The organism is Brachybacterium sp. Z12, assembly GCF_014400405.1.
GTDB lineage: Bacteria > Actinomycetota > Actinomycetes > Actinomycetales > Dermabacteraceae > Brachybacterium.
Genome location: NZ_CP060496.1, coordinates 2,976,987 through 2,993,466 on the forward strand (window position 1 = coordinate 2,976,987; position 16,480 = coordinate 2,993,466).

At 71.1% G+C, this 16,480-nt stretch carries 10 protein-coding genes and 7 pseudogenes; 3 read left to right on the plus strand and 14 right to left on the minus strand.

Going from position 1 to position 16,480, the window contains the following annotated elements:
• Positions 1–116: 116 nt before the first annotated feature.
• From H3H54_RS15800 to H3H54_RS15830, 7 genes and pseudogenes are all read right to left on the minus strand, one after another.
• Positions 117–616: pseudogene (locus H3H54_RS15800) on the minus strand (CoA-binding protein).
• A pseudogene (locus H3H54_RS15805) lies at positions 613–1,967 on the minus strand (O-acetylhomoserine aminocarboxypropyltransferase/cysteine synthase family protein). The pseudogenes H3H54_RS15800 and H3H54_RS15805 overlap by 4 nt, the downstream one beginning before the upstream one ends.
• A pseudogene (gene sfnG / locus H3H54_RS15810) lies at positions 1,964–3,200 on the minus strand (dimethylsulfone monooxygenase SfnG). The pseudogenes H3H54_RS15805 and sfnG overlap by 4 nt, the downstream one beginning before the upstream one ends.
• Before the next feature lie 47 nt (positions 3,201–3,247).
• Positions 3,248–5,342: pseudogene (gene acs / locus H3H54_RS15815) on the minus strand (acetate--CoA ligase).
• Entirely contained in the window at positions 5,339–6,079 is a 741-nt protein-coding gene (locus H3H54_RS15820) for an ABC transporter permease (protein WP_395962948.1), read from the minus strand. The pseudogene acs and the gene H3H54_RS15820 overlap by 4 nt, the downstream one beginning before the upstream one ends.
• Before the next feature lie 131 nt (positions 6,080–6,210).
• Positions 6,211–7,177, minus strand: a pseudogene (locus H3H54_RS15825) (aliphatic sulfonate ABC transporter substrate-binding protein); the annotation flags it as partial.
• Between the two features lie 54 nt (positions 7,178–7,231).
• Entirely contained in the window at positions 7,232–8,134 is a 903-nt protein-coding gene (locus H3H54_RS15830; RefSeq protein ID WP_262424611.1) for an ABC transporter ATP-binding protein, read from the minus strand.
• 462 nt (positions 8,135–8,596) lie between these two features.
• On the opposite strand from H3H54_RS15830, the gene H3H54_RS15835 reads away from it, so the two are divergent.
• Positions 8,597–9,445, plus strand: coding sequence for a C40 family peptidase (locus H3H54_RS15835; protein WP_262424612.1), 849 nt, complete (start codon positions 8,597–8,599; stop codon positions 9,443–9,445).
• Positions 9,446–9,565: 120 nt separating this feature from the next.
• Here H3H54_RS15835 and H3H54_RS15840 read toward each other — a convergent pair whose 3' ends face one another.
• The 4 genes and pseudogenes from H3H54_RS15840 to H3H54_RS15855 form a co-directional block, all read right to left on the minus strand.
• Positions 9,566–10,237 carry a GNAT family N-acetyltransferase gene (locus H3H54_RS15840; protein ID WP_262426509.1) on the minus strand — a complete coding sequence of 224 codons (672 nt, stop codon included), beginning with the start codon at positions 10,235–10,237 and terminating at the stop codon, positions 9,566–9,568.
• Entirely contained in the window at positions 10,234–10,671 is a 438-nt protein-coding gene (locus H3H54_RS15845; protein WP_262426510.1) for a glycosyltransferase, read from the minus strand. Before H3H54_RS15845 ends, H3H54_RS15840 begins: the two co-directional genes overlap by 4 nt.
• A gap of 205 nt (positions 10,672–10,876) precedes the next feature.
• Positions 10,877–11,350 (minus strand): annotated as a pseudogene (locus H3H54_RS15850) (glycosyltransferase); the annotation flags it as partial.
• A gap of 10 nt (positions 11,351–11,360) precedes the next feature.
• Complete coding sequence (locus H3H54_RS15855; protein ID WP_262424613.1) at positions 11,361–12,509, minus strand: NAD-dependent epimerase/dehydratase family protein; 1,149 nt, start codon at positions 12,507–12,509, stop codon at positions 11,361–11,363.
• Between the two features lie 221 nt (positions 12,510–12,730).
• Between H3H54_RS15855 and folP the strand changes: the two genes are divergently transcribed.
• A complete protein-coding gene (gene folP, locus H3H54_RS15860) occupies positions 12,731–13,621 on the plus strand; it encodes a dihydropteroate synthase (RefSeq protein ID WP_262424614.1) in 891 nt (296 codons plus the stop codon).
• A gap of 288 nt (positions 13,622–13,909) precedes the next feature.
• Here folP and H3H54_RS15865 read toward each other — a convergent pair whose 3' ends face one another.
• The 3 genes and pseudogenes from H3H54_RS15865 to H3H54_RS19170 form a co-directional block, all read right to left on the minus strand.
• Positions 13,910–14,719, minus strand: a complete 810-nt coding sequence (locus H3H54_RS15865) for a serine hydrolase (protein WP_262424615.1) — start codon at positions 14,717–14,719, stop codon at positions 13,910–13,912.
• The gene (locus H3H54_RS15870) at positions 14,716–15,441 is read right to left on the minus strand and encodes a serine hydrolase domain-containing protein (protein ID WP_316249061.1); all 726 of its coding nucleotides are present in this window, start codon (positions 15,439–15,441) and stop codon (positions 14,716–14,718) included. Before H3H54_RS15870 ends, H3H54_RS15865 begins: the two co-directional genes overlap by 4 nt.
• Positions 15,342–15,764: pseudogene (locus H3H54_RS19170) on the minus strand (serine hydrolase); the annotation flags it as partial. The pseudogene H3H54_RS19170 and the gene H3H54_RS15870, both read right to left, overlap by 100 nt.
• 1 nt (position 15,765) lies before the next feature.
• Here H3H54_RS19170 and H3H54_RS15880 point away from each other — a divergent pair.
• The gene (locus H3H54_RS15880; RefSeq protein ID WP_262424617.1) at positions 15,766–16,479 is read left to right on the plus strand and encodes a DUF3662 and FHA domain-containing protein; all 714 of its coding nucleotides are present in this window, start codon (positions 15,766–15,768) and stop codon (positions 16,477–16,479) included.
• The last annotated feature ends 1 nt before the right edge of the window (position 16,480 follow it).

The following is a 16,480-nucleotide window of genomic DNA, read 5'->3' on the forward strand; positions in this document are numbered from 1 at the left end:
GCACCGTCCCTGCCCGCCCCGGGCAGCAGAACGCGGGCCGGAGATGCTCCGACCCGCGCCTGTCCAGCGATCGTATGCTCAGGCGGTCCCGCCGCGCGGGCTCTGCGCCATGCGGTTCAGGCGAGCCGCTGCTTCTTCGCGCTGATCTCCCCGGTGTTGAAGCCGGCCAGGTGCAGTCCGCCGTGGAAGCGGGCGTGCTCGATCTTCACGCAGCGGTCCATACCACGTCCAGGCCTCCGGCCTCCGCGATCGCCGCGGCCTCCTCGTTCCAGGAGCCCAGCTGCAGCCAGAGGGTCTTCGCACCCACCTCGGCCGCCTCCCGGGCGACACCCGGCAGGTCGGAGTCCTTGCGGAACACGTCCACCACATCGGGCACGACGGGCAGGTCCGCGAGCGAGGCGTAGGCCGGGCGCCCGAGGATGGTCTCGGCCCGGGGGTTGACGAAGTACACCTCGTACGGGGAGCTGGAGAGCAGGTAGGAACCCACGAAGTAGCTCGCCCGCGAGGGGTTCGCGGAGGCGCCGACGATCGCGATGCTCTTCGCGCGCCGCAGGATCGCCAGGCGCTCCGGTGCCGTAGGGCTCTGCCAGGTTCGCTGGGTGGTCTGCTCGTTCATCGCTGCACTCCCGTCGCTGCCGTGATCGCCTGGTCGAGGTCCCACAGGATGTCCTCGATGTCCTCGAGCCCCACCGAGATGCGGATGAGATCCGCGCGCACCCCGCCCGCGGCCAGCTGCTCCGCCGAGAGCTGCTGGTGGGTGGTCGAGGCCGGGTGGATCACCAGGGTGCGAGCATCGCCGATGTTCGCCAGGTGGGAGGCGAGCCGCAGGTTCGCGATGACCTGCTCGCCGGTGGCACGCGCCGCGGCGGCCTCCTCCTCGTCGGAGCCGAACTCGCCCGCGGGCCGCACCCCGAAGGCGAAGACGGAGCCGGGACCGAGCGGCAGGTACTTCGTCGCGCGCTCATGGTGCGGATGGGACTGAAGCCCCGCCCAGGTCACGAAGGAGACCCGCGGGTCCTCCTCGAGCCACTGCGCGACGGCCCGGGCCCCGGCGAGATGCGCGTCGATGCGCTGCGGGAGCGTCTCGACGCCCTGCAGCAGCTGGAAAGCGGACTGCGCCGGCAGGGACGGGCCGATGTCGCGCAGCTGCTCGGAGCGCAGCTTCGTGAGGAAGCCGTACTCGCCGAAGTTGTCCCACCACTTGATGCCGCCGTAGGACTCCACCGGCTCGGTCATCGTGGGGAACTTGCCGTTGCCCCAGTCGAAGCGACCGGATTCGACGACCACGCCGCCGAGGGTGGTGCCGTGCCCGCCGAGGAACTTGGTCGCGGAGTGGATGACGATGTCCGCGCCGTGCTCGAGGGGCCGCACCAGATAGGGGTGGCAAGGGTCGCGTCGACCACCAGCGGCACCCCGTGCTCGTGCGCCACGGCGGCCAGGCCCTCGAGGTCCGCGATCTCGCCGGAGGGATTGCCGATGATCTCGACGTACAGCGCCTTCGTCTCGGGCCGGAACGCGACGCGGTAGTCCTCCGGCTCGGAGGAGGGCACGAAGGTGGTCTCCACGCCGAAGCGGCGCAGGGTGACGTCGAGCTGGGTGACGGTGCCGCCGTACAGCTGGGCGGAGGCGACGACGTGGTCGCCCGCGCCCACCAGCGCCGCGAAGGTGATGAACTCGGCGCTCATCCCCGAGGCGGTGGCGACCGCACCGATCCCGCCCTCGAGAGAGGCGATGCGCTCCTCGAAGGCGGCGACGGTGGGGTTGCCGATGCGGGAGTAGATGTTGCCGTACTTCTGCAGCGCGAAGAGGTTCGCGGCGTCGGCCGCATCGTCGAAGACGAACGAGGTGGTCTGGTAGATCGGGACCGCGCGGGCGCCGTGCTGGGCATCCGGGGTGCCGCCCGCGTGCAGGGCGCGGGTGCGGAAGCCGAAGCTGCGCTCCGGGGTGGGGCTCGTGGTCTCGCTCATGCCGGCACCCCTGCCTTGGCCGGGTGATCAGCCGGGAGGGTGTCGAAACCGGCGCGCGCGGCCTCCTCGGCGCTGACGCCGGGGACCACGGGCAGCAGGTCGGTGTTCAGCTCGGTGCCGCGGGCACGGGCGAGCTCGGCCTCCTTCTCGCGCACGATCGGCAGCACGTCCCGGCCGAAGGCCGCGACCTCCTCGGTGAAGTGGAGGTAGCAGGTGAGCATGAGGTTCACGCCCACCTTCTTGTACTCGATGACGGTCCGCGATCTCCTCGGGGGTGCCGATCAGCTGGGTCTTGAAGCCGTCGTTGTACTGCACGAGGTCCTCGAAGGAGGAGCCGGCCCACATGCCCTTGCCGTCCTTGGTGGAGGCACCGGCCTCCTGCACGGACTTCCGGAAGCCCTCGACGGCGGGGCGGTGGGCCTTGGCGACGATCTCGCGCAGGGTCTCCTCCGCCTCCTTCCGGGACTCACGGGCGATGACGAAGCCGTTCAGCCCGAACTTCGGCTGGCGGCCCGCCTGCTCGGCCGAGGCGAGCACCCCGGCGACGTTCTCCTCGTAGCCCTCGAGGGTGCGGCCGTTGGAGAAGTACCAGTCGGCGACGCGGCCCGCGGTGGCCTGGGCGGCGGTGGAGTTGCCGCCGAAGAAGATCTCGGGGTGGGGGCGGCCGGGCACGTCGACGGGCTTCGGGGAGAGGTTGAAGTCATCGATCGAGTAGTACTTCCCGTCCTGGGAGTACCCGTTCTCGGTGAGCAGCCCGCGCAGCGCGGAGATGAACTCCTCGGTGCGCACGTAGCGCTCGTCGTGCTCGAGCCAGGGCAGGCCGAACTTCACGAACTCGTCCTTCAGCCAGCCGGAGACGATGTTGACAGCGGCGCGGCCCTCGGAGAGGTGGTCGGCGGTGATCAGCCACTTGGCGAGCACGCCCGGATGCCACATGCCGGGGTGGAAGGCGGCGATGACCTTGAGCCGCTCGGTGGCGCCGAGCAGGGCGAGGGAGAAGGCGGAGGCCTCGTGCTGCTTGTCCGCGCCGTAGCTGGCGGCGTAGCGGGTCTGGGTCAGCGCGTACTCGAAGCCGGAGTTCTCGGCGACCTGGGCGAGGCGCTTGTTGTAGGGCAGCTGCCAGTCGGTGCGCTGCTCGATGGTGGAGACGACGAGGCCGCCGGAGACGTTCGGCACCCAGTACGCGAACTTCAGCGGGGTCTCGATGGTCGAGCGGGGAACGGTGGTGGTCATGGGTCCTCCGGGGTGTGGGGTGTGCGGAAAAGGATGGGCGGGACGGTTCAGGCGGGCGGTGCGACGGCCGGGTCCTCCGCCGGCAGGGCGGCGAGCACCTCGGCGACCGCCGCGACGGCCTCCGGGTTCTGCAGGGAGGTGATGTCTCCCAGCGGGGCCGGCGGCCGACCGGCGCGGCGGTCCCGCTCGGCGTGCAGGAGCTGGGCGAGCAGGCGGCGCATGATCTTGCCGGAGCGGGTGCGGGGCAGGTCCGGGACGGGGATCACGAAGCGGGGCTTGGCGATCGGTCCGATCTCGGTGGCCACCCGAGCGCGCAGGGCGGCCGGATCGATCGCGGGAGCAGCCGACGGGGCGGGCAGAGCGGGCGGGGCGGGCAGAGCGGGCAGAGCCGAGGGGATCACGAACACCGCCACGGCCTGCCCGGTGAGAGCGTCATCCACGCCTGCGGCGCCCGCCTCCTGCACGCTCGGGTCCGCGACCAGCGCGGATTCGATCTCGATGGTGGACAGGCGGTGCCCGGAGACGTTGACGACGTCGTCAAGGCGGCCGAGGATCCAGAAGCATCCGTCGGCGTCGACCGTGGCGGAGTCCCCGGCGACGTAGTAGCCGCCGTGCTCGCCGCAGCCGGCGTAGTCCCGCCAGTAGGAGTCGCGGTACCGCTCCGGATCGCCCCAGACGGTGCGGGCCATGCCGGGCCAGGGCCGACGGGCCACCAGCGTGCCCGCCACCCCGGCGGGGACCTCCTCGCCGTGCTCGTCGACCACGGCCATGTCGATGCCGGGCAGCGGCACGGTGGCGGAGCCGGGCTTCAGCGTGGTCACCCCGGGCAGCGGCACCAGCATCGAGGCGCCGGTCTCGGACTGCCACCAGGTGTCGATGATCGGCAGCTCGCCCCGGCCGAAGGTGCGGTGGAACCACACCCAGGCCTCGGGGTTGATCGCCTCGCCGACAGTGCCCAGCAGGCGCAGGGAGGACAGATCGTGCCCGGTCGGCAGCTCCGCCCCGAACCAGGACATGAAAGTGCGGATCAGGGTGGGGGCGGTGTAGTAGACGGTCACGCCGTGGCGCTCGATGATCTCGAGATGGCGCTCGCGGGTGGGCTCGCCCGGGGTGCCCTCGTAGATGACCTGGGTGAGGCCGTTGGAGAGCGGGCCGTAGATCTCATAGGTGTGGGCGGTGACCCAGGCGAGATCGGCGGTGCACCAGTGGACGTCGTCGGGCTTGGCATCGAAGTGCGCCCAGTGCGACCACGAGGTGTGGGTGAGGTAGCCGCCGGAGGTGTGCACGAGCCCCTTGGGCTTCCCGGTGGTGCCGGAGGTGTAGATGATGAACAGCGGATGCTCCGCGTCGAAGCTCTGCGCCTCGTGCACCTCGCTCGCGGCGCCCACGCTCTCGTGCCACCACACGTCCCGGCCCTCGGTCCAGGCGATCTCCAGCCCGGTGCGGCGCACCACCAGCACGTGCTCGAGGTGCGGCAGGTCGCGGGCGGCCTCGTCCGCGGCGGACTTCACCTCGACGGCCTTCCCCGACGGAACTGCCCATCGGAGGTGACCAGCAGCTTCGCCGCCGTGTCCTCGAGGCGGAAGCGCACCGCCTCGGCGCTGAAGCCGCCGAAGACGAGCGAATGCACGGCCCCGATGCGGGCGCAGGCCAGCGCGATGACGATGGTCTCCACCAGCACCGGCAGGTACACGACCACGCGATCGCCGGGGACGATGCCGAGGTCGGTGAGGGCGTTCGCGGCCTGATTCACGCGCCGCTGGAGGTCCGCATAGGTGACGGATTCACGGTCCCCCGGCTCGCCCTCGAAGTGCAGGGCGACCTTCGCGCCGCGGCCGGCCCGGACGTGTCGGTCCACGCAGTTCTCGGCGACGTTCAGCCGCCCGCCCACGAACCAGCGGGCCGCGGGGACGCTCAGCTCGCCGGTGGCGGGATCGGGGACCGGCGGCTCCCATTCGAGGGCGGTGTGCCAGGGCTCGGCCCAGTCAAGCGCCGCGCGGCCTCCTCCCAGAAGACGATCGGGTCCGCCTCCGCGGCGTCGTAGATATTCGCGTCCACGTTCCAGGTGCCCGCGGGCGCGGGGTAGGTGCGCGACTCGACGAGCCGCGCCTCCTCGTGGGGCAGTGTCTCGGTGATGCTCATGCCCACCTCCTCAACAGCTTCTTCTCGGCGAGGCCGAGCACGGCATTGGTCAGGCTTCCCAGCAGCGCGAGCAGCACGATGGCGAGCAGGATCCGGTCTACGCGGCCGTTCTGCTGGGAGTCGTTGAGGATGAATCCCAGGCCCATCGAGGAGGCGATCAGCTCGGCGGCGACCAGGAACAGCCAGGCCTGGGCGAGCGCGAGGCGCAGCCCGGACACGACCGACGGCACCACCGCCGGCAGCTGGATGGTGCGGAACAGCGACCAGCCGCGCAGGCCGAAGCAGCGCCCGGCCTCCACCAGGTGGGGGTCGATGTGGCGCAGGGCCGCGGCGACGGTGGTGAAGACCGGGAAGAACGCACCGATCGCGATCAGCGTGATCTTGGATTCCTCGCCGATCTGCAGCCACAGGATCAGCAGCGGCACCCAGGCGAGCGACGGGACCGCGCGCAGGGCTGCGAGGGTCGGGTTCAGCAGGGCGTCCCCGGCGCGGGAGAGACCCACGATCGCGGCGACGGCCAGGCCGATGACGGAGCCGATCACGAAACCGAGCAGCACCCGCTGCACGGAGATCGCGATGTGCAGGCCCAGCTCGCCCCGCTCGATCAGCTCGGCGGCGGCCTGCAGCACGGTCAGCGGGCCGGGCAGGCGGTAGGCGGGCACCAGCTCGGTCGCGGTCACGATCTGCCAGGCGGCCAGGATGATCAGCGGCAGCACCGCCCCGGCAGCCAGGCGCACGCCGGTGCGGTCCCAGAACGCGGAGCGGCGGCCGACGGCGGGGGCGGCGCCCCGGAGTCCGGCGTGGCGGTAGCGGTCGCCGGTCCCGTCGAGGTGGGCAGCGGGATGTCGGTCGGGGCGCTCACTGCGCCTCCACCGGCGGCGAGCGCGAAGGCGTCGTGGATGATCTCGGCGCGAGCCTGCTCGACCGCGTCGGCCCCACCGGCGACGTCACCGGAGTCGGCGAGCATCGGGGAGATCGCCTCGAGCACCGCGAGCTGGTCCTCGCCCGGCACGCCGGAGACGTCGAGGTTGGAGCGCTCGGTGATCACTGTGGTGGCGACCTCGAGGTCGATGCCGGCGGCGTCGGCGAGCAGCTGCGCCGTCTCCTCGAGGTTCGCAAGCGCCCAGGTGCGGGCCTCCTCGTAGGCGTCCACGACCACCTGGGCAACGTCGGCGTGGTGGTCGATGAAGTCCTCGGTGGCGTTGAGGAAGCCGTAGGTGTTGAAGTCGACGTTGCGGTAGACGAGCTGCGCGCCGGACTCGACCTCCGCGGCGCCCATGATCGGGTCCAGCCCGGACCAGGCCTCGACGCTGCCGCCCTCGAGAGCGGAGCGGCCGTCGGCGTGCTGCAGCGGCTGCAGCTCGATGTCCTCGATGCCCAGATCGGCCTCGGCGAGGGCCTGGACCAGGAAGAAGTACGGGTCGGTGCCGGGGGTGGCGGCGACGGCCCGGCCCGCGAGGTCCGCGGGCGAGGAGATGTCGCTGCCCTCGCCGACAACGAGCGCGGCCCACTCGGGCTGGGAGTAGATGCCGATGACCTTGATCGGGAGTCGTTCGCGCGCGCCAGCAGCGCGGCGGAGCCGGCGGTCGAGGCGATGTCCGCGGAGCCGGAGCGCAGGAACTCGTTGGCCTTGTTGGAGCCGGCCGACTGCACCCACTCCACGGTCACCGAGTCGCCGAGCGCGGTCTCGATCAGCTTCTGCTCGCGCACCACGAGGCTGAGCGGGTTGTAGGTGGCCCAGTCGAGGGTGAGCGTGCTGGTGCTCCACTCCCCTCGCCACCCGAGGAGGCGGTGTTCTCGGAGCCCTCGCCCGGCACGCAGGCGGCCAGGCCCATCCCGGCCACGGCGGTGAGTCCGAGGGCGGTGGCGGTGGCGGCTGATGCGGTGGGTCATGAGGGGAACTCCGTGGTGGTGGATGTGGTGGATGTGGTGGATGCGGTGGTGGTCTGGTGGGTGGTCACGCCGAGGCCCTCGAGCAGGTGGACGCGCAGCTCGGCGAGGGTGTGATCGGCGCGGTCGCGGGGACGGGTGCCGGGCACATCGACGACGCGGGCGAGCGAGCGGGCCTCGGGCCCCTCCTCGCGCAGGGAGCGCAGCAGCAGCACCCGGTCGGCGAGATACAGCGCCTCCTCCACGTCATGGGTGACGACCAGGATCGTGGTGGGCTCGGCGGCGTGGATCTCCAGCAGCAGGTCCTGCATGCGCAGGCGGGTCAGGGCGTCCAGTGCGCCGAAGGGCTCGTCCAGCAGGAGCACCTCGGGGCTGCGGGCCAGTGCCCGGGCGAGGGAGGCGCGCTGGGCCATGCCGCCGGAGACCTCGCGGGGTCGCAGCTCGGCAGCGTGCTCGAGGCCGACGAGCTGCAGCAGGTGCCGCACCCGCTCGCGGCCCTCCGTCCTTCCGGTCCCGCGAGGCAGGCCGAGCGCCACGTTCTTCTCGAGGGTGCGCCAGGGCAGCAGGCGCGGCTCTTGGAAGGCCACGGCGGTGCGCGGATCGGTGCCGGTGAGCGCCGTGCCGCCGATGCGGATCACGCCGGAGCTGGGCCGGTCCAGGCCCGCGATCAGGCGCAGCAGGGTGGACTTCCCGCAGCCGGAGGGGCCGACGACGGCCACGATCTCGCCCGAGCCGAGCTCGACGTCGAGGCCGCGCAGCACGTCATGGCGACCCTGGGCGATGTCGAAGGAGCGTGCGACCTGGTCCAGGCGCACGCCGTTCGGACGCCCGCGCGCGGGCGTCGCGTCGGCATCGGTCCCGGGAGCCGGGCTCAGGTCGGGTGCAGTGGCAGTGCTGGTCATGTCGCCGATCATGACGGCGCGGCACGAGCCGACGCCAGAATTGCGTCATAAGCCGTCATAGTCACCGTCCGTAGATGACGAGGGGATGACGGCGTGCGAACCAGGTCACACGACCCGGTCAACAGACCCCTCCTCATGCGAGGGCCCCCACCTCCTCGAAATGCGATCAGAGCCCCGACCCTCCTCCCGACCTGCTCAGCACATGTGCCCCACGCCATCCGCGGAGGTCAAGTCACACCAGGTCCCGGGCATCTCGGCCGCCCGCAGGTCAATGGTCGACAAATCCCTCTCTTCGGCCCGTTCAAGTCGGTTCTGGAAAGCGGGAGCTGCTCCTAGCGTTGATGACGCATCCCCGGACGCCCCGACTGAGGGCACCGGTCCCTCAGAAGCCTCGCCGCTCCCCGAGAGCCCCGTCGCGGGATGCACCAGACCACCAGCAGCACGCGAGAAGGACCAGCCTCCATGGCGCATCAGAACACGCACCGCTCGGCCGGCCGAGCCATCACTCCACTCACCACCTCCCACCGCGCAGCACGCGCCTTCGGCGGCAGCGCTGTCCTGGGCACCGTCCTGCTCGGCGCCGCCTTCGGCGGCGGCTCCTCCGCGATGGCCGATGACACGGCTCTCGCCGGTGCCGACGAGGCGCCCAGCACCAGCCAGTCCGCTCCCGCAGAGACCACCTCGCAGGGCTCCTCCTCGGCGTCCCAGGGGAAGCTCCGCCAGGGCGACTCCGGCCAGAGCGTCGAGACGCTGCAGGCCTCGCTGAACGCACACGGCGCCGACCTGCCCGAGACGGGCTACTTCGGCTCCATGACCGATGATGCGGTCCAGGCGTTCCAGTCCGAGAACGGCCTCCAGGTCGACGGTGTGGTGGGTCCCGAGACCCACGGCGCGCTCGGCGGCGACTCCTCCGGGCCCGCTCCCGTCGACATCCCCTCCGCCGGAGCCTCCGCAGTTCCCGCGAGCGCCTCCTCCGCGAGCGGCAGCTCGATCGTCGACGCCGCCCGCTCCGCGATCGGCAGCCCGTACAGCTGGGGCGGCTCCTCGCTCAGCGGCATGGACTGCTCCGGCCTGGTGGCCTACGCCTACGGTGCCGCCGGCATCGACGCGCCGCGCACCAGCAGCGAGCTCGCATCCCAGGGCCGCAGCATCTCCCAGTCCGAGGCGCAGCCCGGCGATCTCGTGGTGTGGCCCGGCCACGTCGCGATCTACGCAGGCGACGGTCAGATCATCGACGCCTCCGGCTCCCAGCAGCAGGTCGTCGAGCGCGGCATCTGGGGCAGCCCCACCGGGTTCGTCACCTACCGCTGAGCCGAATATCCGGCTCCACACCGGCTCGCCGAGGCCCGGTCCCGCAGCACGCGGGGCCGGGCCTCGGTCATGCCCTGCCCGTCTGACAGAGCTCTGCGAGAAGCGAACAGCGGTCAGCGGTCAGCGGCGCAGGCGGTGCTCCAGGGACGCCTTCACACCGGTCCACTCGTCCGCGAGGATCGAGTAGACGACGGTGTGGCGGATCGTGCCGTCGGGCATGATCCGGTGCGCACGCAGGATGCCGTCCTGCTGCGCGCCGAGGCGCTCGACGGCTCGGCGCGAGGTGATGTTCAGGTGGTGCACCCGGAACTCGACACCGAGGCAGCCGAGCTCCTCGAAGGCATGGGTGAGCAGGGCGAGCTTCGTCGCGGCGTTCAGTCCTGTGCCGTGGGTCGAGCCGGCCATGTAGGTGGTGCCCAACTCGAGGCGACGATCTCTAAGCGAGATGTTCAGGAAGGTCGTGTGGCCGATGACCCGTCCGCTGTCACGTTCGAGCACGGCCCACGAGACCGTGCTGCCAGCCTCGTCGGAGGCGCACTGGGCGGCGACGCGATCGGCGACCTGCTCCGGCGGCGGCACATGGGGCGCGTAGGGGATCCGCCAGATCTCCCCGTCGGCCACCACGGCACTGAGCCCCTCGACGTGCTGCGGGCCGAGGGGCTCGAGGCGCACGCGCTGGTTCTCCAGGACGACAGGCTGCGGTCGGTCCATCGCAGCGGTCGGGACCGACGATGTCGCCGTGAGCGCGGCGACGTGGCCGGCGGGCGCGGGGGTGGTGGGGGTCGTGCTCATCGGTGCTTCTCGATCGCCATCTCGTAGTAGCGCAGCAGGTCGTCCGAGGCGTTCTCCCAGGAGAACTTCTCCGCCTCGGCCCGGGCCTCGGTGCGGATCGCGGTGCGCAGCTGCGGGTCCGCGAGCCGTTCGAGCGCCGCGTCGAGGGTCGAGTCGTCCCCGGAGTCCCAGAGCAGCCCGTTCACCCCGTCGGTGACCTGCTCCATCGTCGGCCCTGAGCGGGCCGCGACCACGGGCAGCCCGGAGGCCATGCCCTCGAGGATCACCAGGCCCAGGGTCTCGGTGACCGAGGGGAAGATGAACCCGTCGGCGCTCGCGAAGGCGCTCGCGAGCTCCCCCCTCCATGAATCCGGGGAAAAGCGTCGAGGTGCCGGCGAACAGCTGCTCGAGCTCGCGCCGGTAGGGGCCGTCGCCCACGATCGCGAGAGCCACATCGTCGCGTCGGCCCATGATCGTGCGCAGGCGGTGGATCTCCTTCTCCGCCGCGAGGCGGCCCACGAACACCAGCAGCTTCTTGCCCGGGTGTCCCTCGGTGAGGCGCTCACGCATCTGCGCGGAGGCGAAGCGGGGGTGGAAGGTCTGCGTGTCCACCCCTCGGCGCACCACGTGCAGGTTCTCGATGCCCTGGGACTCGAGCTCGGCACGCATCGTCTCGGAGGTGGCGATGTTGATATCGGCGAGCGCGTGGTTGCGCCTGATCTGCCACCACACGGGGCGCTTGCCCCAGCGATAAGCCCGATAGAGGTCCAGGTAGCGCGGGATGTGCGTGTGATAGCTCGCGACCAGCGGGATCCGCTGCCGGTGCGCGGCGAATGCCCCGGAGGAAGCCAGCAGCAGCGGCTGCGCGGCGTGGACCACGTCCGGATGGAAGCCGCGGATGATGCCGTCCACAGTGGGGTTCGGCAGCGTGAAGCGCCGATGCTTGTAGAACGGCAGGGTCACGGGCTTGACCCCCACCACCCGCGCCCCGTGGTGCTCGGTGACGCCGAGATCCGGGGCGATGACCATGACCTCGTGGCCGAGGTCCCTGAACCGTTCGACGGCGTGGCGCAGGCGCGTCACCACGCCGTCGACGGAGGGCAGGAATGTCTCCGTGACGATCGCGATCTTCACGGGGTGGCGGTCACTTCCAGGTGACGGTGGGCATGACCAGCTCGCGCTTGACCCGGTCGGTGTTGTTCATCGCAACCTTGATGACCTCGGTGAGATGCTCGTCGGTCAGCAGGTGCGGCTCCAGGCCCAGCGAGAGCAGGTTGGTGTTGACCGCGTTGTAGTAGTGGTCGTACTTCTCCACGCGCGGGTTCTCCATGGAGGAGACCTCCACCTCGTTGCCGAGATCCGCGGCGACCTTCTGCACCTTCTCTGCCAGCTCCTTGACCGAGAACTGCTCGGTGAACTGGTTGTAGACGCGGAACTCGCCGACGTCCGCGGGGTTCTCGCAGGCGATCTCGATGCAGCGCACCGTGTCCTGGATATCGAGGTAGCCGCGGGTCTGGGAGCCGTTGCCGTAGACGGTGAGGTCGTGGCCGATGGCCGCCTGGACGATGAAGCGGTTCAGCGCGGTGCCGAACACGGCGTCGTAGTCGAAGCGGTTGACCAGGCGCGGGTCCAGGCGCGTCTCGTCGGTCTCCAGGCCGTAGACCACGCCCTGGTTCAGATCGGTGGCGCGGATGCCCCAGATCTTGCAGGCGAACATGATGTTGTCGCTGTCGTGGACCTTGGTGAGGTGGTAGAACGAGCCGGGCTGCTTGGGGAACGGCAGGCGGTCCTTGCGGCCCTTGTGCTCGACCTCGAGCCAGCCCTCCTCGATGTCGATGTTCGGCTGGCCGTACTCGCCCATGGTGCCGAGCTTGACGAGGTGGCAGTCGGGGGCGAAGTCCTTGATCGCCCACAGCACGTTGAGGGTGCCCTCGATGTTGTTGCGATGGTTCTCGATCGCATGCTCGCGGTCGATCATCGAGTACGGGGCGGAGCGGTGCTCGGCGAAGTGCACGAACGCCTCGGGCTGGATCTCCTGGAACACCTTCGCGACAGCGTCATAGTCGGTGAGGTCGGCGATCTCGACGGCGATGTCCTTGCCGGAGACCTCCTTCCAGACCGCCACGCGCTCCTCGAGCGGCAGGATCGGGGTCACCGAGTTCGAGCCGAGCTCGTCGTCGATGTCGCGACGCACCAGGTTGTCCACGATGGTGACGTCGTGGCCCTTCTGCGAGAGGTACAGGGCAGTGGGCCAGCCGCAGAATCCATCTCCGCCGGCGACGACGATCTTCATCTCGTGAGTCCTCCATCAGGTCGAGGTCCCGGCATGCGAAGGACACCGCAGCCGGATTGTGCAAGTCCGTGTCCGCTCTTAACGTAGTGCAGGCCGGGCACCCTTCAAAGACGGGCCAACCCGGCCTGAACTGCGGAGGAACGGACCATGGACAACGCGTACGACGGGGCCTCGGCAAGCCGGGCTCCCGGATCGGATTCCACTCTCTAGCTCTCCCTTCCGTGACCACGCTGGACAGCCCACCCGCCTCCCCGCACGCTCCCCGACCGCTGCCTGACACCGCCCGCCGGGTGCTGGTGATGGGCATCGTCAACCGCACCCGCGACTCCTTCTTCGACGAGGGCCGCACCTGGGGCCTGGAGGCCGCGGTCGGCGCGGGGCTCGCGGCCGGCCGGGCGGGCGCCGAGCTGATCGATGTGGGCGGGGTGAAGTTCGCGCCCGGCGACCCCGTGCCGGTGGCGGAGGAGATCGACCGGGTGGTGCCGGTCCTCGCAGCTCTGCGCCGGGAGCTGCCCGAGCATGTGCTGCTCTCGGTCGACACGTTCCACGCCGCGGTGGCCCGCGCCGCGATCGCGGCCGGGGCGGACCTCATCAACGACACCACCGGGCTCTCGGATCCGCAGATGGCGGCCACGGTCGCCGAGACCGGGGCCTCGCTGGTGATCACCCACTCGGCGGCGCGGCCCCGTTGCGCCCTGCCCCGGCCGCACTACGACGATGTGGTGGCCGAGGTGCGGGCCTTCCTCGCGGATCGTCTGCAGCGGGCTCTTGCGGCGGGGATCCCGCGGGAACGGATCGTGCTGGATCCCGGACCGGACCTGAACAAGAACACCCTGCAGACCCTGGAGATGCTGCGCGGCTTCGAGGAGTACGCCTCGCTCGGGCTGCCGCTGCTGGCGGCGCTGTCGCGCAAGGACTTCGTGGGCGAGTCCCTGGGCCTGCCGAAGCAGGAGCGCCTGGAGGGCTCGCTCGCGGCGGCGGCATGGACCATCCGCCACGGAGCCCGGATCCTGCGCGTGCACGACGTGGAGGCCACGGTGCGCCTGGTGCGCATGCTCGAGGTGCTCGCCGGCTGGCGCGACCCCACCGGCCCGCTGGTCCACAACACCTGAGGCGGCGGGCCGGTGCGGGCCTGGGGCCCGCCCCGCTGGGCCTCGGTCGGGCCCCTGACCCCGCCACGTCGCGAAAAGTACCGTTGACATGGAGCCTTTCGTCACGCGGCTCCCAGCACCCCTTCGCGACGCAGGGAAAAGTGCCAGATCATGGAACTTTTCGCAACGCGGCCGGTGCGGGGCGGCCGGTGGCGGGGTGCGGGGCGGCCGACGGGGAACGGCCGATGGGGGCCAAGGGCGCAGGCGGACGGGCAGCTGACCGAAGGGGCACGGGGCACCGCCACCCCTTCAGCCCCCGTGCGCCTCGAGCACGGCATCGGCGAGGCGCGGCATGACCTCGCGGTGCGCATCGCAGAAGTCGTGGGAGGTGCCGACCACCAGCGCGAGCCCGGCGGCGGGGTCCACCCAGAAGGCGGTGCCGCGCATCCCGAAGTGGCCCACGGTCCCCTCGCTGTTGCGGGCGCCGGTCCAGTGCGGGGACTTGGTGCCGCGCACCTCGATGCCGAGCCCGAAGGGGTTCGGATCCTGCTTCCCGAAGCCGGGCATGATGCCCACCAGCTCGGGGAACTGGGCACGGGTGATCTCGGCGTGCCAGCGCGGCTCCAGCAGGGTGGGCTGCAGCAGCTCGGCCGCGAAGAGCGCGAGGTCGGTGAGGGGGCCGTGGGCGCCGACGGACGCTGAGCCGCTCCACTCCAGCGAATCCATGCCGAGCGGTCCGGCGATCCGCTCCTGGATCCAGTCGCCGTAGTCGCGGCCGATCGCGCGCTCGATGTGCCGGGCGGCCTCGTCGATGCCGTAGTTGGAGTAGTGGCGTCGCAGGCCGGGGGCCTGGAGGGTGCGCTCGGAGTCGTAGAAGCACCCCGAGCTGTGGGTGAGCAGGTGGCGCAGCGTCGCACCGGGCGGGCCGGCCTCGTCCTCGAGGTCCACGCGCCCCTCCTGCAGGGCGAGGGCCGCGCCGTATCCGGTGAGCGTTTTGGTGACCGAGCGCCAGGGACGGATCAGCTCGACGTCGCCGCTCCGTTCCCGCTCCCCCTCGGCGCCGAGCACGATCGCGGCGGCTTCGAAGCCGAAATCGTCGAGCACGTCCAGGGCGCTCATCGCACGGTTCCGCCCCTGTCGGCGAAGCGCTCGAGGATGGCGTCGGTGAGCCCGGGCCAGATCTTCACGTGGTCCGGCCCGAAGGGCTTCTCGCCGAGGAAGGCGGCGGTGAGGCCTGCTGCCGGGTCCACCCAGAGGAAGGAGCCGGCCTGCCCGAAGTGCCCGAAGGTCTGCGGGGAGGAGTTCGCTCCGGTCCAGTGGGGGTCCTTCTGTCCTCGGATCTCGAACCCCAGCCCCCAGTCGTTGGGCTTCTGGCGTCCGTAGCCGGGCAGGATCCCGGCCAGTCCCGGGAACTGGACGCCGGTCGCCTCGCGCCAGAGCTCCTCGGGGATCAGGGTGGGGGCCAGCAGCTCCCGGCCCACGGCCAGCAGGTCGCGGATCGAGCCGCGGTAGCCGGCGGCCGGCGAGCCGGCGACCTCGAGGTCGACGAGATCGAGGCCCTGCACGACGGTCTGCTCCATCCAGTCGTCGTAGTCGTAGCCGGTGGCGTCCTCGAGGTGGGCTGCGAGCACCTCGAAGCCGGTGTTGGAATAGATGCGGCGGGTGCCGACGCCCCCACCACCTCGTCGCCGTCGAAGGCGTAGCCGGCGGTGTGGGCGAGCAGGTGGCGCACGGTCGCGCCCTCCGGCCCGGCGGGCTCGTCGAGGTCGACCAGGCCACGGTCCACGGCGATCAGTGCGCCGAGTGCGGCAAGGGGCTTGGAGACGCTCGCGAGGTCCCACACCCGGGTGTCGTCGCCCTGGACGTGCAAGGGACGCTCGGCGTCGGACACCCCCAGGGCGTGCGCGAAGTCGATGTCGACGGGGATCTCGGGCTGGGTCTCGGTCTCCACGCTCCCAAATATGGCACACGGGCCAGCAGACGCACTCCCCGTCTTCACGACCCCTGCACGAATCCCTCGCCGCCTCCCCGCCCGGCGGGCCCGGCATCGACCTGCTCTCGCGATACGATCTGGGGGCGAGCAGCCTCGTCGACCCTCGTCCTGCGACGGCCCGGTCCGATGCCGCTCGCGCACCTGCCAGCCACAGCGAGAGCGAAGGACCACCGTGGGGATCTTGGATCGGATCGAGCGCGGCCTCGATCGCGGCGTGACGAGCGTCTTCTCGCCCGGTCGCGGGCAGCTCAAGCCCCTGGACCTGGCGCAGGGCCTCAAGCGGGAGTGCGATGACCAGATCCAGGTGCTCGACCGCACCCGGACCCTCGCCCCCAACGTCTACACCGTCTACCTGCACTCCCAGGACTTCGACCGCTTCAGCTCCTGGCAGGACACCCTGCTGGACGAGCTGCAGCGGGTCCTCACCGAGCACGCGGACAAGCAGCGCTACATGTTCGTCGGCGCGGTGACCGTGATGCTCGAGAACGATGACGAGGTGCGCGTGGGCCGCTTCGAGACCGAGTCCCGCACCGAGCGCGGCAGCGTCGCGCCCGCTACCGGCGCCGCGGCGGCAGGGGCCGGCGGCAGCCCGATCATCGAGATCGACGGGCAGCAGTACCTCCTCACCGGGCCGGTGACCGTGATCGGTCGCGGCGGCGACGCCGACATCATCCTCGACGACACGGGAGTCTCCCGGCACCACCTCGAGCTCCGCGCCGAGGAGGACTCGACCCTGATCGCCACCGATCTCGGCTCGACCAACGGCACCTTCGTCGACGGCGAGCGGATCCGCACGCCCGTCGCGCTCCATGACCGTTCGTTGCTGAAGATCGGCCGCACCCGTCTGACCGTGCTGCTCCCCGCTGCCGGCTCGGGCAGCTGGTGAG

Coding starts and splice junctions, on each gene's coding strand:
- H3H54_RS15830 (WP_262424611.1), bottom strand. CDS start 8,134: ATGACCAGCACTGCCACTGCACCCGACCTGAGCCCGGCTCCCGGGACC.
- H3H54_RS15835 (WP_262424612.1), top strand. CDS start 8,597: ATGGCGCATCAGAACACGCACCGCTCGGCCGGCCGAGCCATCACTCCA.
- H3H54_RS15840 (WP_262426509.1), bottom strand. CDS start 10,237: ATGAGCACGACCCCCACCACCCCCGCGCCCGCCGGCCACGTCGCCGCG.
- H3H54_RS15845 (WP_262426510.1), bottom strand. CDS start 10,671: ATGTGGCTCTCGCGATCGTGGGCGACGGCCCCTACCGGCGCGAGCTCG.
- H3H54_RS15855 (WP_262424613.1), bottom strand. CDS start 12,509: ATGAAGATCGTCGTCGCCGGCGGAGATGGATTCTGCGGCTGGCCCACT.
- H3H54_RS15865 (WP_262424615.1), bottom strand. CDS start 14,719: ATGAGCGCCCTGGACGTGCTCGACGATTTCGGCTTCGAAGCCGCCGCG.